The organism is Pseudomonas sp. EMN2 (genome assembly GCF_009650555.1).
Taxonomy (GTDB): domain Bacteria; phylum Pseudomonadota; class Gammaproteobacteria; order Pseudomonadales; family Pseudomonadaceae; genus Aquipseudomonas; species Aquipseudomonas sichuanensis.
This window is the reverse complement of sequence record NZ_VZZR01000030.1, coordinates 20877-36664: the sequence shown is the minus strand read 5'-3', so window position 1 is coordinate 36664 and position 15788 is coordinate 20877. Positions and strand designations below refer to the sequence as shown.

The 15788-nt window shown below is 65.1% G+C and carries 8 protein-coding genes; 3 read left to right on the top strand and 5 right to left on the bottom strand.

Annotation, left to right across the window (positions count from 1 at the left end):
- Positions 1-16: 16 nt before the first annotated feature.
- From F6X61_RS10440 to F6X61_RS10420, 5 genes are all read right to left on the bottom strand, one after another.
- Positions 17-1339, bottom strand: coding sequence for an ATP-binding protein (locus tag F6X61_RS10440; RefSeq protein ID WP_153786573.1), 1323 nt, complete (start codon positions 1337-1339; stop codon positions 17-19).
- Positions 1336-2019, bottom strand: a complete 684-nt coding sequence (locus F6X61_RS10435; RefSeq protein WP_153786572.1) for a response regulator transcription factor — start codon at positions 2017-2019, stop codon at positions 1336-1338. The genes F6X61_RS10440 and F6X61_RS10435 overlap by 4 nt, the downstream gene beginning before the upstream one ends.
- 240 nt (positions 2020-2259) lie before the next feature.
- Complete coding sequence (locus F6X61_RS10430; RefSeq protein ID WP_153786571.1) at positions 2260-2628, bottom strand: hypothetical protein; 369 nt, start codon at positions 2626-2628, stop codon at positions 2260-2262.
- A gap of 9 nt (positions 2629-2637) precedes the next feature.
- Positions 2638-10389, bottom strand: coding sequence for a DUF637 domain-containing protein (locus F6X61_RS10425; RefSeq protein WP_153786570.1), 7752 nt, complete (start codon positions 10387-10389; stop codon positions 2638-2640).
- Positions 10390-10412: 23 nt separating this feature from the next.
- Positions 10413-12110 (bottom strand): ShlB/FhaC/HecB family hemolysin secretion/activation protein, encoded by a 1698-nt coding sequence (locus F6X61_RS10420; protein ID WP_371923685.1) that lies wholly within the window; start codon positions 12108-12110, stop codon positions 10413-10415.
- Between the two features lie 316 nt (positions 12111-12426).
- On the opposite strand from F6X61_RS10420, the gene dsbD reads away from it, so the two are divergent.
- From dsbD to dsbG, 3 genes are read left to right on the top strand one after another with little or no spacing between them, the layout of a single operon-like run.
- The gene (dsbD, locus tag F6X61_RS10415; protein ID WP_153786568.1) at positions 12427-14145 is read left to right on the top strand and encodes a protein-disulfide reductase DsbD; all 1719 of its coding nucleotides are present in this window, start codon (positions 12427-12429) and stop codon (positions 14143-14145) included.
- Positions 14145-14975 carry a TlpA family protein disulfide reductase gene (locus F6X61_RS10410; RefSeq protein WP_153786567.1) on the top strand — a complete coding sequence of 277 codons (831 nt, stop codon included), beginning with the start codon at positions 14145-14147 and terminating at the stop codon, positions 14973-14975. Before dsbD ends, F6X61_RS10410 begins: the two co-directional genes overlap by 1 nt.
- 1 nt (position 14976) lies before the next feature.
- A complete protein-coding gene (gene dsbG, locus F6X61_RS10405) occupies positions 14977-15735 on the top strand; it encodes a thiol:disulfide interchange protein DsbG (protein WP_153786566.1) in 759 nt (252 codons plus the stop codon).
- Positions 15736-15788 lie beyond the last annotated feature (53 nt).

Genomic DNA, 15788 nt, shown 5'->3' with positions numbered 1-15788 from the left:
ATGAAGCCAACGCCGCTCAGCTGGCCGAGCGCGCCGGCACCTTCAACCACACCCGCAACCCATCAGCCTGGCTGTCGAAACGCAGGCTGCCCGCGCAACGCTGGGCAATGGCCTGGACAATCGCCAGGCCCAGGCCGCATCCACCACTCTGGCTGTTGCGCCAGAAGCGTTCGGTGAGGTGCTCGAGGTCTTCCTGGGCAATCCCTGGGCCATGGTCGCGCACCATGAAACCCACCTGCCCATCCTGCGTCTGCACTTCCAGCTCCACCGCCGCATCGCCACCGTGACGCAGGGCGTTGTCCAGCAGGTTACGCAGCGCCGCCACCGCCAAGGGCGCCGGCATGCCGAGGTAGACCTTGGCCGCCTCCTGGGGCAAACGCAGCAGGATGCGCCGGTTATCACCACCGCCTGCGTCCTGAACCGCCTGCAAGGCCACCTGCTCGGCGCTGCACTGTACGCCGTCGTCGAACGATAGGCTGCCCTCGACCCGGGCCAGCATCAGCAGTTGTTCCAGTGTGCGGTGCATGCGGTCGGCGCCTTGCTCGGCATGCTCCAGCGCCTGCTCGCGTACCGCGCCGTCGGTCATGCGGGCCACTTGCAGGTGGGTCTTGATCGCGGTCAGCGGGCTGCGCAGCTCGTGGGCGGCATCGTCGGTCAGGCGCCGCTCGCGCTCGAGGGTCTGGGCAATGCGCAGGAACAGCTGGTTCTGGGTGTCGAGCAACGGCTGCAGTTCGCTGGGCAGGCCCGCCACCTGCAACGGCTCGACACTGTCGGCGCGCCGCCTGCGCAACGCGTCGCGCATGCGGTTGAGCGGTTCCAGGCCTTTGCCCAGGCCGATCCACAGCAGCCCCAGGCTACCCAGCAAGGCCATCAGCACTGGCGCCGAGGCGGCCAGCAGGATCGACTGGTTCAGCGCCTCGCGCTCCTGGTGGCGGTCAGCCGTGGTGATCCGTACATCGCCGTGGTTGTAGGTGAAGGTGCGCCAGGAGGCGCCCTCGATGGTCTGGTCACGGAAGCCGCTGCGCTGATCGTCCATCGCCCCGTCGTGCTTGTGATTACTGGCCAGCACCTCACCGCGCAGCGAGCTGACCTGGCAGGCCATGCCGTCCGGCACGCTCAGCTGGTCGGCGGCAAAATGCGCCTCCTCGCCCTTGGCCGCCAGCGGCTGCGGCAACTGGTCGATGAGCCCGGCGACCATGCGTGCCGAGGCCACCAGGCGTTGGTCAAGGGAAAACATCATCTGCTGACGCAGGTCGCGCAACATCCACGCCGCCGCCAACGCCCAGATGATGATGAACACGCTGCCAAGAATCAGCGACAGCCGCACCCGCAAGCTCATGACGAAGCCCCCTCCGGCGCCTGCGCCGGCCCCAGCCGATAGCCCAGCCCGCGCACCGTCTCGACGATGCCATTGCCCAATTTGCGCCGCAGGTGGTGGATATGCACGTTCAACGCATTGCTCTCGACCTCGTCGCTGAAGCCGTAGACGCAGTCCTTGAGCTGTTCGCTGGACAGCACCCGCCCGGGGTTCTGCAACAGCGCCTGCAACAGTGCCTGCTCGCGCCGCGACAAGTCGACCGGCTGCCCGGCCAGGGTAGCCATGCAACTGCTCGGGTCATAACACAGCGGGCCATGCTCGATCACGTTGACCGCCCGCCCCGCCACCCGCCGCACCAGGGTGTGCAGGCGAGCCGCCAGTTCTCGCAGGTCGAACGGCTTGAGCAGGTAGTCGTCGGCGCCGGCCTGCAGCCCGTCGACCCGGTCGCTGACCGCATCCCGCGCGGTCAGCACCAGCACCGGCAGCGCCTCGCCCTGCTGGCGCAGGCGACGCAGCAGCTTCAGGCCGTCCTCGTCGGGCAGGCCCAGGTCGAGGATAATCACATCGAACTGCGCAGCCTGCAGCATCTGCCGCGCCTGTGACGCATTGCCCACCCGGTCGACGGTGAAGCCCTGGGCCGTGAGCCCGGCGCAGATGCCGCTGGCGATCAGGTCGTCGTCCTCGCAGAGTAGAACGTGCATGGTGGGGGCTCCTGGGGTGGGGAAGCGGGTATTGCACAGGATGGTGATTAAGGGGGGATTATGAGGGAGGGGGCTGAGTGAATGTTAGTAACATAATTCCTCGGGAGCGGCCACGTCGTTCGCAGACTGCCGACAGCATTATTTACTGATTCAGTTGCTTTGAGATCTAGTTTCAATCCAGCATATCTGCCGGCATTATGCACTGCATTATCTATAGCTCACCTGCGGCTTTCGCACCAGCTAACCGGTAATAACGACCTCTATATCTCCTCCTCTAATAACAACCGCCCCCCAATCGCCTGACAAAGCATACCAGCCATCCCCACCATTAAATTTGTCTATATTTCCATAATCAGACTCACCGGACGAGTCTGAAAAAACTAAAAACCTTCTATCTAGCCACTCAAAAGCGCCTACATTTAGAAAGCGTAACGAAACCCTTCGATAGCAATAATATTCCCCCTCTTGAGGCTTCTCATATTTCGAGTGCTTTTCAGTAAGCACAGCCTCTAACTCAAAGACCAGCGAATTCACCCCTTCATCAATGGCCAATACGTAGCTATCTTCGAGGTAAATATCTGAAAGCAAAGGCTCTTCATAATAATTCATATAAAAACCTCACAAATCAAAATCAATTGAAGTGTGATTTCCCGGGCTTTTCCTAGTTACCGGATTGCCAAAAGCATCTATTCTTTGGCCTGTTGCGTCTTTGAACTCTACATGCGGACCAGCACTTCCCGGAGCACGTGAGCTACCTTGTTTAATTGTTACACGAGGAACGCCATTTTCGTCAACGTATTTTAGAGGCCCCCCATCGGTCTGGGTGGCTTTCCAGCCCTTGTTTTCCGCATATTGCCTCAGCTCACTAGCCTTTGGCGTTCGACCAGCTTCAAAAAGCTTATCAACGCCTTTTACACGCCCCTCCGACGCAGAAGCTCTAATATCGATAACATGATCGAAGCGACCGATTACCCTGGAAAACGATAACCCGGTCCGCTGAATCAGCTCAGACGGCGTTGGGGAGGACGGAGTTATCGCCCCCGAATCCCCCTTGAAGACAGTACTAGCCCCGTTCTTGACACCCAGCGTGGCCATACCCAATAGGCCAAATACCATGTTGCCGGCCGCATTCCACTTGTCCCCCTCGAAGGCCTGTTTGGCCCCTTGCGTGGCTTGCAGAGCGCCGTTGGTAGCCGCTGTCGCCCGAATCGCACTGCCAATCGATCCACCCAGGAAATAGATGGCTGGATCGCCAAGGCTGGCCATTCCCTGAAGCTCTTGGCCAATGCGCAACGCATGTTTAGCGTCCAGGTAAGTCCGCTCGTCGATGCTCCTCTCGTGCGGCCAAAGCGCCCCCAACAACCCCAACTGACTGCGCTGCGCATCGGCCCAGACCAGTTTGTGCTCCTTGCTCCCGGCGTAGGGGTAGCCGTAACCGAACACCTGATCGCCTGTGAGCAGACTGGTCAGGCTGGCTTGGGCCTTCTCGGGCCCCGCCGCCTTTAACCGCTCGTAGGCGTATACCTGCAAATAGGCGGTGAACTCGGCCAGTTCATTCTGCGAAAGCGATGAAGGATCACGCTTGTAAGCCTCCCGCAGCTCGTCACTTCGTTGGTCCGCACCTTCCAGCCTGATCAGTTCGCGTGCAGCGTTCAGATCACCGGTCTGACGAAATTTTTCCCTCGCCTCGTCCCGCAGCTTGGCCGAATGGTCTCCCAGAAGGTTGTACCGTGTACCGTTCTCAGCCACCTGCGCCGCAAGATCAAGGTCACCCTTGGTAGCTGCCGCCCCCAGCACACCGACAATTTTCGACAATGCGACCAGGTTGGCCTGGGCCTGGACATGCTCGGGTGTACCCGGTGTCAGGTTCGCCGGCAGGAGCTTGTTGCCGAGCACGCCCACCAGCACCTCGTTGGCACCGCCTGCGATGGCCCCGGTACGGAAGTCACTGCCCATGACCTCGGCCATCAGGCCGCCCAGAGCGGCGTGCAACAGGACTTTGTCGAGGCTGCCGTCGACCCACCCCAGATCGCCAATCTTGCCAGCAGCGACTGCACCACCGGCGCTGGCGGCGGTGTTCAACAGCGCGCTGCCGAGGTTGTCCTTGAAACTGCCACCGTAGACTGCGGTCTTGATCGTCGCGTCCGCCGCCGCCTTCAGCATCACGGTTTTCAGGCTTGCGCTATTGAAACCCATGGCGCCTGGGTCATACCCCAGGCTTTGGGCTGCGCCGGCAGTCGCGACCGAGACTGCATAACCCTTGATGCTGTCACTTGATGTGATGTCCTTGAACGTCGCGCCCAGGTTGCCCCGGTTGTCGATGGTGCTGACCGTCGCCTTGGTGGCGACACTGATCGCTCCCGCCTGCACCATGGTGCCCATGCCGGCCATCATCGGCCCCATCACCGCCGCCAGCGCGATGGCGATGATCAGCTGCGAGGCCGGCCCCAGGCCCGAAGTGTCGTACTTGAAGGATTCGTGGACTTCCCTGACCAGGCGCCAGTCAACATCCCCGCGCTGCTGCGCGGCCTTGATCCAGGCCATCTGGGGGTCAGCGGCGACCATCGCGTCGATGGCCTGGCTGACCGTCTGCTGGTCAACCTGCTTCAGGTCAATGCGCAGCCCTTCGACGGCCTTGATGGTGATGGCGCCAGCGGCCCGCATCTGTGTCTGGCGCAGCGTCTCGTCGGTGCTGCCTTTGCCTTTGGCGGAGATCCAGAATGCGTTGTTGCTGGATTTGGTATGGCTCTGCTCATGCAGGTCCTTCACTCCTTCGAAGGTGATCGCGCCGCCACTGACCAGGTTGATGTCTTTGCCACTGTCGAGCTTGGCCATCTGGTACAACTGGTCCCGCCCACTCTCCAGCGTCAGGTCGCCACCGCTGGTGATTTCGGTGCCGACATGGGTGATCTGGGTGACTTCGTCGCGCCGGGCCTGCTTGCTGCCCCAACTACCCTTTTTCTTCATGTCGTAGAGCGTGTAGTCACGCTCCTGGCCGGCAATCAGGTTGAGGTCGTTACCGGCGTAGAGATAGGCCTCGTCACCGGCCTTGAGCTTGCTGGCGACCAAGTTGACGTCATGACCGGCCCTGATCTCCAGATCCTCGCCGGCAGTCAGGCTGGCGGCGACCTGGCGGCTGTGTCCATCGACTTCGTGGACCTTCTTGGCGCCCCGCTTGTAACGGCTCTCGACGTTGTGCACCTCCTCGTCGGCAATGACATTGATGTCGCCTTGCGCGCTGGCATCGAGGTTTTTGCCGGCCTTGGCACTACTGGCCACGACATTGAGGTTGCCGCCGGCCTTGAGCGTGACATTGCCGGCGGCTTCCAGGCTGGACCCGAGGTGGGTCACAGTCTCTTCGGTGCGCAGCCCACGGCGCAGGGCTTCGCGGGTGACGGTACGGTCCTGTACCGCGAGCAGGTTGAGGTCGCCACCGGCCTGCGCGGTCAGGTCACCCCCGGCGCTGATTCGACCTTTGTTGGTCAGGTCACCGGCGGCATTCATCGTCAGACCTCCGCGCGCGCTGACCAGCGACCCGGTATCCACGCGGGTCAGGCTGCCAGAACCGACTGCAGCTTCAAGGGCAGTGCGGTCATTGAGGATGTCGCCCTTGAGCGCCACCAGGTCGACCTGGTTGCCACGGATCTCGCCCGCCAGGGCATTACGAATACTGTCCTGGGCCATCAGCGACAGGTGTTCATTGGCCTGGGCCAGGCCGCCTTGGTACAGGCTGCCGCCAGCCACGGCCATCAGGTGATTGCTCGCCCGCAAGGTGCCGACGTTCTTCAGGTCGTGGCCGGTAACCAGTTGCAGGTCACGCCCCTGGACCAAGCTACCGCCGCGCAGGTTGCGCGAATCGACCTTGGCCAGGTAAAGCACCGGAGCGAGTACCTGCTCGCCCTCGACCTCGCGCGCTTCCATCCACACGATGTCATGGCTCAGCGCGGCGACCTGCTCTTCACTCAAACGCACGCCCACGGCCAACCCAAGGGCATCCTTGCTGGCCACGGCGTTGTCCATCAGGTACTTGAACTGCTCGTAGTCGCTGCTCAGCCCGTCGGCGAGGAAGCGCTGGCCGGTCTGTGCACGCACCGCATCGGCGACCAGGCGGGTTTCGTAGCGGCCGTCACCGAGACGGCGCCAGGCCTGGTCGGAGTCAAAACCAAGCTGGCCGAGCAAGTAGTCCGAGGCCATGAAACGGCCCGGGTCGGTGAGTTCGGGGTTGGTCTCGATCAGGTAACTGGCGGTTGGATTCTGGTTACGGACGAACAGGCCGTACTCGCCCTGGGGCAGGCGGAAGCTCGGCAGCGCGGTCGGGTCGACGCCAACGAAAGGCGTGCCGCTGAAATCGACCGGGACAAAGCTGACCTGGGTACTGCCGTCGGCAGCGAGGGTTTCGACCCGCTTGACGTCGGTGGGCAGGCCCGGATCGCCAGCCTGGGTGCCCAGGGTGACCTGTATGTCGCCCGCACCTGTTGCCGCGCTGTCCAGCGCCTTGCCAGTGAGCTGGATATGGCTATGCGCATCAAGGGTGCCGTTGACCAGTTCGTTGCTGACGTTCAGCGCCAGTTTACCGCCAGCCTGGATGCTGCCAGCGTAGGCAGTATCGGTACCTGGCAGTACCTGGCTGGTCCTGCTCGACACCGGGTACTGGGTGACCTCGGTAGGGAGCGGCGTCTGCTGCTCGATGGGTAGCCCGGCGTATAGCGCGTTCCAAGCGTGGGTGGCGGCTTCGGCGGCGCGGTAGGCGCTCTGGCTGACACCCGGCAGCCAATGGCTGACTTCCTCGATCCGGTTGTCCAGCGTCAGGCCACGGTTATAGAAGTTCCGGGCCTCGGCCGTAAGATTGCCGTTGGCCGCCAGCAGGCTCTGGCGGTTGTCCACCGTGGTGGCCTCAAGGGTCAGGTCACGGTTGGCCAGCAAGCGTGCAGCGGGAGAGTCGCTGGCCACTGTGCCTTTGTAGGTCGTCGTAACGATGTAGGTGCCCGTGTGGCGGCCACCGCTGCAGTCGGTGCAGTTGATGCGGATGAAACGGCTGGCGATGGTTTCGCCGTGGACGAATTTCGCCTTCGCGTTCTCCAGGTAATCGACTTTGATGTCGATGTTGCCCTCGCTCTCGATGCTGCCCGAGAGGTTCCTCAAGCTGGCAGCCTTGCCACCGTCGAGTGCTGCAAAACTCAGGTCGCCCTTGCTGTAGATGTCGCCGTAATGGTTAAGCAGGCTCACGCCGCGCAGCTCCATCGAGCCGCCGGCGAACAGCAGGCTGTCCTGCTGGTTGCTGATCGCCCCACGGGCATGCAGGGTGGTCTTGCCCTGGGCGCCGAGGGTGCCCTGGTTGTCGATGCTGGCGGCGGTGATGTCCAGGGTCTGGCGGCTGGTCAACCGGCCACGGTTGCTCAACGCACCGTCCAGCGTCAGCGCCATCGCCTCCTTGCTGGCGATGCGGCCACCGTCTTGGGTCAGGTTGTTGCCGCTGATGCCCATGGCCTTCAGGCTGGAGAACAGGCCCTGGTTGAGCAGGTCACCAGTCATTTCCAGGGTCAGCTTGCCGTCGCTAACCAGCTCTCCGGCATTGGTCAGTTGCACGCCGGCCAGGCGCAGGTCGCCGGCGCTGGCGATGCGCTCGCCGTTGTTCAGGGTCAGGTGCTGCAGGCCGCTGATGTCCAGGCCGGCATTGGTGTGCCAGGTGCCGACGCCGTCGACGCTGCCGAAGGTCCAGGTGCCGCTGCCCAGGCCACTGACCGTTCCCTGGTTGCTGCTGAAGCTGGCCGCCTTCATCAGCAGGTTGCCCTGGGCCACGTGTTCGAGGGTGCCGCCCTGGTTCAACAGGCTGGCGGCCTTGACCTCAAGGTCGGTGGTGGCGCTGGCGATGCGCCCGCCGCGGTTGTCCAGTTCGCCGCCCAACTCGATGCGGGTCTTGTCGCCGGCATGGGCGATAACTCGCCCGCTCTGGCTGTTGTCCAGGGTCAGGCCATCGAGCTCGACGGCCTGACTGGCTTCGATCAGACCGCCACGGTTGATCAGGCGCTGCACGGTCAGCTGCTGGTTGCCCGCCAAGCTGGCCAGGGTACCGCCGCTGTTGTCGGCATCGCCGGCCACCAAGGTGATGGCGCTGGCGGTCAGGTTGCCCTGCTGGTTCTCCAGGCGACCTGACCCGAGCAGCAGCTCGGCCAGCGAGCCACCGGCCAACAGCTTGCCTTGCTGGTTGCGCACGGTGCTGGCCTTGATCAGCAGGCCCTCGCTGCCGGCCAGCACCTGCCCACCGACCCGGTTGTCGACGGTGTCGGCGGTCAGCTCCAGGCGGCTGCCCAGCAACTGGCCGGCGCGGTTGTCGAGGGTGCCGTTGCTGGCAGTGACCTTCACGGCCTTCTGCCCGACCACCACGCCGCTCTGGTTATCCAGGCTGGCGGCGCTGATGTCCACGTTCGCGACAGTCGCCTGCAAGCGCCCGCCACTGTTGTTCACGGCCCCGCTGGTCTTGACGGTCAACGCCCCGTCTTCGGCCACCACCCGGCCTTTCTGGCTGTTGTCAAGGGACGTGCCATCGAGGCTGACGCTGGCGCCCAACAGCACGCCGCCCTGGTTGAGCAGCTCGCCGCCGTTGACCCGCAGGTGGGTCTTGGCCTGCAGCGTACCGCCGCCGTTGTTCAGCTGCTGGCGGGCGGTGACGGTCGCCTCACCCTCGCGGGCGACCAGGCTGCCGCCCTGGTTGTCGAGTCGGTCGAAAGTGGCCTCGACGGTGTTGCCCACCACGCTGCCGCCCTGGTTGTTCAGGCCTCCGCCCTTGAGCTGCTGCTGGCTGGCGGAGAGCGTGCCGCCTTGGTTGTTCAGTTGCGCGACGTCAACGGTCAGTTGCCCATCACTGCCGATCAGCCCCTTGGCGCCATTGTTGACTTCGCCGCCGATTACCTGCAATTCGCTTACGCCGACCACCCGGCCGCCCTGGTTGTCCAGGCGCTCGCGCGCGGTCACCGTGGTGCTGCCGTCGCTGCTCAGGGTGCCGCCGACGCGGTTGTCCAGCACCCGGTTGGTGACCTTCAGCTCGCGGTCCGCCAGCACCTTGCCGCCGCGATTGTCCAGCGTGTCGGCCACCACGGTCTGACGCTGGCCCTGGAGACCGCCGCTGTTCACCAAGGTGTCGCTGACTTTCACCGTCAGGTCACGGCTGGCCACGATCTGGCCGGTGTTGACCAGGCCGCTGCTGGTGAGGCTCAGATCGGCGCTGTCGTTGCGGCGCTTGTCCGCCTCGACCCCGGCCTCGATCACCCCTTGGTTGCGCACCTGCGCACCGTCCACCGTCAAGTGCTGGCGCGCCGCCAGGCTTTGGCGCACCTCTACATCACCTGCGCTGCTCACACTGGCGTTGCGCCCGGCATAGGTATTGCCGGTCAGCTCCACTTCGTCGGCCTTGATGTTCACGTCGCGGCCAGCACTGGCGTTGGCCATGGTCAGCTTGCCGCTGGCGTCGATGTCCAGGTCGCCGGCATCCACCGCCATGTCGCCGGCCAGGCGTACACCCACGCCTTGCTCGGTGCCCACCAGGCGGATCGCCCCGGCATACATGCCGCCCAGCGCCGTACTGTCGATGGCCAGGCTCGACGCCGCGCTGCCGTCGCTGGTACGGGCAGTGGCCTTGAGGGTGTTGGCATCGACGTCGTTGCGCCCGGTAACGATGTCCAGCTGTTTGGCGTGCAGCTTGGCGTTGACCTTGGCACTGCGGGTGATCAGTTCGAAGCGGTCGACGTTGCGCGCATCCAGCCCGCGGCCTTCGATGGCGATGGCGCCGCCATCGACCTGGTAGCTGCGTACCTGGCCGTTGCCGTCAAGGACCGGCTTGCCGGTGCTCAGGGTCACCCGCGGGGTATTGATGAAGCCACAGCCGTCGCAGGTGATGCCGTGGGGGTTGGCGACGATGACCCGGGCGCCCTGCCCGGCCACTTCGGTGAAGCCGCGCAGCTGGCTGGGGTTGCTGCCGGTGACCTCGTTGAGGATGGTGCTCGCCGCCATGCCCTGCAGGTTGGGGTTGCCGAGGATGATCCCGCCCAGCTGCGTGCTCTGGGTGCGCCCGGTGGCGTTGTTGAGGATCAGGCCTTCGCGGCCGACGTTGTAGTCGCTGAACTGGTTGTGCGACAAGCCGCTACCGTTGGGCGCGGCGATGTTGACGATGGGCACGCCGTTACCGGCCTGGCCGAAGCTGGTGCCCGGCCCGCTTACCGCGATGCCGTCGGCCTGGGCCCACAGCGGCTGCCAGAACATGACGTTGGCCAGCAGCAAGGCCAGGGCACGCTTGGGCAAGCCGCAGAACTGCTCACGGGGCTGAATGACGGCCGAGGGGCGGCCAGCCAGGAAGGCAAAGAAGCGAACGTCCATGTCAGGTCTCGCGAATCAGGGTTTCAGATGAGGAAGTCGAGGCGGAAGAACACCGGGCGTTCTTTCTCGGTCAGCACGCCGGGGCGCTCCAGGGTGTGGGCAAAGGTCACGCTGGCGCCGACGTGCTCGCCCCGGGCGAACAGTTCCAGCGCATGGCTGCTGGCACGGCCGTGGAATTCGCCGTTGTAGCGGTCATTGCTGATCACCCCGACGTCGTAGCCCAGGCCCATCCCGTACTGGTTGAACACCGCACGCAGTGGCTGCCGATCCAGCGGGCGGGTCCAGCGCAGGTCGCTGCGCCAGTAACCGCCGCTGTCGCCCGCCAGCGACTGCTCGCGCAGGCCGCGGATCGAGCCCAGCCCGCCCAGGCTGATGCGCTGCGGGCTGAACAGCACGTCCTCGCTGTGCTGCCCGGTGGCCAAGCTGCTGAAGCTCAGTTGCTCGCCCCATAGCTTGAAGCCCTGGATGAAGCTGACGGCGGCGCCGTACTTGCGATAGCGCGCCACCGGCTCGCCCGGCCGCGGGTGGCCGTTGTCCTGGGCATCGAAGGCGCCGGTGCCTTGCTGCAGGCCCAGGTCGAGGTTGACGAAGGCGTTGCCCAGGCGCCGGCCATGGTTGATGCCGAACTGCGCTTCACTGAGGCGGTTGCTGCTGCCACGCAGGCGGCTGACTTCGATGTAGTTGTTGGTGCGCAGGTGGGACACACCGGCACTGAGCGAGGTCTTGCTGGTGGCGTCGCGGTGCACCACGCGCTCGGCGCGCAGCTGGTGGCTCTGGCTGTCGCCGCTCTGCTTGAAGGCAAAGCCCTGGGCGAAGATCGGCGAGCGGTATTCGCTCTCGCTGTAGCTGTAGCTGAAGTTCCACCAGCCCCAGGGCAGGTTGTACCAGAGCATGCCGTTCTTCGAACCCTGGGTATGGTCGCTGACCACGTCGTGGCCGCCACGCAGCACCAACTGGTCGGCCAGGCCCAGCGGGCTGTCCCACTCCAGGCCTAGGTTGAGCATCTGCTCGCCGGTCGGCTGGCCTTCGTTGTTGCGCGACAACGAGGCGCGCCAGGGCTTTTGTGGCTGGTTGCGCACCAGCACCTCGGTGCCGCCGACCGCCTTGCCGGGGGCCAGTTCCATTTGCGCCTGGTTCGACGGCAGCCGGTTGAGCTGGTCGACCATCTGCTCGATCTCGCGCAGGTTCAGCGACTCGTCACGGCTGCCGGGGAAGGTCATGCCCAGCTCGCGGGTGGACAGGCCACTGCCCTCGGCCGGGCGCAGGCCTTCGAGCCGGCCTTCCACCACCAGTACCTGCAGGTGGCCGGCGGAGAGGTCCTGCTGCGGCAGGTAGGCACGGCTGGTGACCATGCCGCGCTCCAAGTAAAGGTTGGTGATGGCCTTGAGCAGGTCGTTGAGTTGGCTGACGCCCAGGCACTGGCCAATGAAGGGCTTGAGTAGCTGCGCACGGTCGGCCGCCGACAGGCTGTCGGCGCCCTTGAAGTCGATGCTGCGGATATCAAAGCAGCGCTGCGCCGTTGCGCGCTCCAGGGGTGCCGGGCCTTCGGTCTTGCCGGGCAGGCTGCGCAACTCTTCGAGGCGCCGATGCTGCTCTTCGATCAGGCGGTTCTGCCGTTCGCGGATCAGTTCCTGGTCGCCGGACGAGGCCCAGGCCAATACGCTGCCAAAGCTGCCCAGCAATGTGCAAAACACCAAACGCCATGCAGGTAGATCGTTCATACCCATCCCTCAAACTGCATTCACTTCCATGATTGGCATCTCCAGCACCCCCGAATTACAGGTGGGTTGGAAACTTGTGAAAGCGAAGCTAGAGGAACGATCCCAAGCTCGATAGAGGGAAAGCGGCGTGAAACTGGCATTAGAGAAACCGGCTACCAATATCGACGAACACGGCTACAAGCGGGGCTGGGAACATACAAAATGCTGCATGAAACCAGCGGGTAGTTCATCCCTGCCCCCCACAATCCCGTTTTAACCTTCAGTTAATACCCCCCAGCCAGCATGGCCGCATTCCAAGTTCTGCCAAGGCGTCGACATGCGTGTGCTCCTGCTCTTCCTGACATTCCTGCTCGCCGGCCCGCTCCAGGCCAACCCGTTTGCCGCCAAACCGGACTTCCTGCCGGTTAACCAGGCCTTCGTGCTGACCCACGACCGCCTCGCCAACGGCCAGGTGCGCCTGCATTTCCAGATCCAGGACGGCTATTACCTCTACCAGAAGCGCCTGAAGTTCGACGGCCTGCCGCCTGAGCAGCACCCGCCACTGCCCCAGGCCGAAAACCATCACGACGAGTTCTTCGGCGACAGCGCGGTGTACCGCACCGAGCTGGAGCTGCTGTTGCCGGCCAACGCCAGCGGCGAGCTGCGCCTGGGCTGGCAGGGCTGCGCCGACGCCGGGCTGTGCTACCCGCCGCAAACCACGCCGATCGCCCTGGGTGGCACGCAGGCGCCGACGCCGGGCGCTGAACAGGCCAGCGACCAGGCCCTGGCCGGCACGCTGCAGCAGAGCACCCTGGCCTGGAGCCTGCTGGCATTCTTCGGCCTGGGCCTGCTGCTGGCCTTCACCCCGTGTTCGCTGCCGATGCTGCCGATCCTCGCCGGGCTGGTCATGGGCAATGGTGCCAGCGCCCGCCGCGGCTGGGTGCTGGCCGGCGTGTATGTGCTGAGCATGGCGCTGGTGTATGCCGCGCTGGGGGTGGTCGCCGCGCTGCTGGGCGCCAGCCTGCAGGCCTGGTTGCAGCAGCCATGGCTGCTGGGCAGCCTGGCGGCGCTGTTCGTGCTGCTGGCCCTGCCGATGTTCGGCGCCTTCGAGTTGCAACTGCCGGCGGCGCTGCGTGATCGCCTGGACCGCGCCGGGCAAGGCACCCGCGGCGGCAACCTGTATGGCGCGGCCTTGCTAGGCGCCTTGTCGGGCTTGCTGATGGGCCCGTGCATGACCGCGCCGCTGGCGGGTGCGTTGCTGTATATCGCGCAAAGCGGCGATGTACTGCACGGGGCGCTGGTGCTGTTCAGCCTCGGGCTGGGCATGGGCGCGCCGCTGTTGTTGCTGGTGACCCTGGGCAACCGCTACCTGCCGCGCCCAGGCGCCTGGATGAATCTGGTCAAGGGCCTGTTCGGCTTCGTGTTCCTGGCCATGGCCCTGTACACCGTGCGCACCCTGCTGGCCGAGCCCTTGCTGCTGGCCCTGGCCGGCGCCTGGCTGATCGCCCTGGGCTGGGCCGCCTGGCCGGCCCTGCAGCGTTTGCCCGCCCTGCGCGCGGTGCCGCTGCTGGGAGCCCTGTGGGGCGGCCTGCTGCTGGTCGGTGCGGCAGCAGGTGGCAGCAACCTGTGGCAGCCGTTGCAGCCCTTCGCGGGCAAAGCTAGCGACACTGCCCAGGCCAGCGCGCATGACGCCTTCGTCACGGTCAGCAGCCCCGTCGACCTGCAGCGCGAGCTCGATGCCGCCAAGGCCCGTGGCCAGTGGGTGCTGGTGGACTACTATGCCGACTGGTGCATGTCGTGCAAGGTCATGGAGAAACAGGTGTTCGGCCGTGCCGATGTCCTGGCCAGCCTCGACGGCGTGCACCTGCTGCGCCTGGACGTCACCGCCGACACGCCGGCCAGCCGCGAACTGCTGCAGCGCTACCAGGTACCGGGCCCGCCCAGCCTGATCTGGATCGGTCCGGAAGGCGACGAACGCCGCGCCCGGCGCATTACCGGCGAAATCGACGCCGCCGGTTTCCTGCAACACTGGGCCCAGACCAGGAGCCAAGGCTGATGCTGACCGTCACCCTCGGGCCGTTGACCATGGCCCTGAACCACCTGCTGTTGCTCGCGGCGCTGGGCATCGCCTGCCTGGTCGGCTGGCGCGTGGCCAAGCGCGGTGGCGAGAACCCCGAGTCGGCGTTGTTCAATGTGTTTCTGCTGGGCTTGCTGGGTGCCCGCGTGGGCTTCGTCCTGGCCTACTGGCCGATGTACCGCGACGAGCCGCTGCAAATCATCGATATCCGCGACGGTGGTTTCCTGCTCTGGGGCGGCCTGTTCGGCATCGTGCTGGGCGCGCTCTGGCAAGGCTGGCGTCGCCCCGGCCTGCGCCGCCCACTGGGCTGGGCGCTGGCCAGCGGCGCGCTGTTCTGGGTGCTCGGCAGCCTGGGCAGCCACCTGTACAGCAAGGGCACCGAGTTGCCCCAGTTGACCCTGCGCGACAACCGCGGCCAGGCAGTGGCGCTGCAGGACTACCGCGGGCGCCCGCTGGTGATCAATATCTGGGCCACCTGGTGCCCGCCGTGCCGCCGCGAAATGCCGGTGTTGCAGCAAGCCCAGCACGACTACCCCCACGTGACCTTCCTGTTCGTCAACCAGGGCGAAACCCCGGAGAACGTCAGCACCTTCATGGCCACCACCGGCCTGATGCTGTCCCATGTGCTGTTCGACGGCACCGGCGAGCTGGCGCGCAAGGTCGGCTCCATGGCCCTGCCCACCACCCTGTTCTACAACGCCGAAGGGCGGCTGGTCGGCAGCCACCTGGGCGAATTGTCGCGAGCCAGCCTGCGCCACGCCCTGGAACCCTTCGACCGCGCCGACGCGCGCGCCCCACAAGGAAACTGACATGCAATTGAAAGCCCTGCTGCCCCTCACCCTCGCTCTGCTGGCCGCCCCCACGCTGCAGGCAGAAGAACTGCCCAAGGCGATCCAGCAACTGCAAGCCAAGGGCGCGGTGATCAAAGGCAGCTTCGATGCCCCCAATGGCCTGCGCGGCTACGCCGCCGAGTACCAGAACAACGGCATCGCCCTATACCTCACGCCCGACGGCAAGCACGTGCTGGTCGGCAGCCTGTTCGACGAGCAAGGCAAGGACCTCAGCGCCGAGCCGCTGGAGAAGCTGGTGTATGCGCCGATGAGCAAGGCCATCTGGGCGAAGATGGAAAAGACCGCCTGGATCGCCGACGGCAAGGCCGACGCGCCGCGTATCGTCTACCTGTTCAGCGACCCCAACTGCCCGTACTGCAACATGTTCTGGCAGCAGGCCCGGCCGTGGGTGGAGTCGGGCAAGGTGCAACTGCGCCATATCATGGTCGGCATCATCCGCGAGGACAGCCCGGGCAAGTCCGCCGCCCTGCTGGCCGCCAAGGACCCGAGCAAGGCCTTGCTGGCCCATGAGTCGGCGGGCAAGGCAAGCACGCTCAAGCCACTGGAGAAAGTGCCCGAAGCGGTGCAGAAGAAGCTCGACGCCAACCAGGCGCTGATGGAAGAGCTGGGGCTGGCGGCGACGCCGGCGATCTTCTTCCAGGATGAGCATGGGCAGTTGCAGAGCCAGCAAGGGGCGCCGCGGCCGGAGCTGCTTGGCAAGATCCTCGGCAAGCGCTGAAAACGATCGCGGGGCAAGCCCGCTCCCACGCCAAGAGTCAGCGTGGGAGCGGG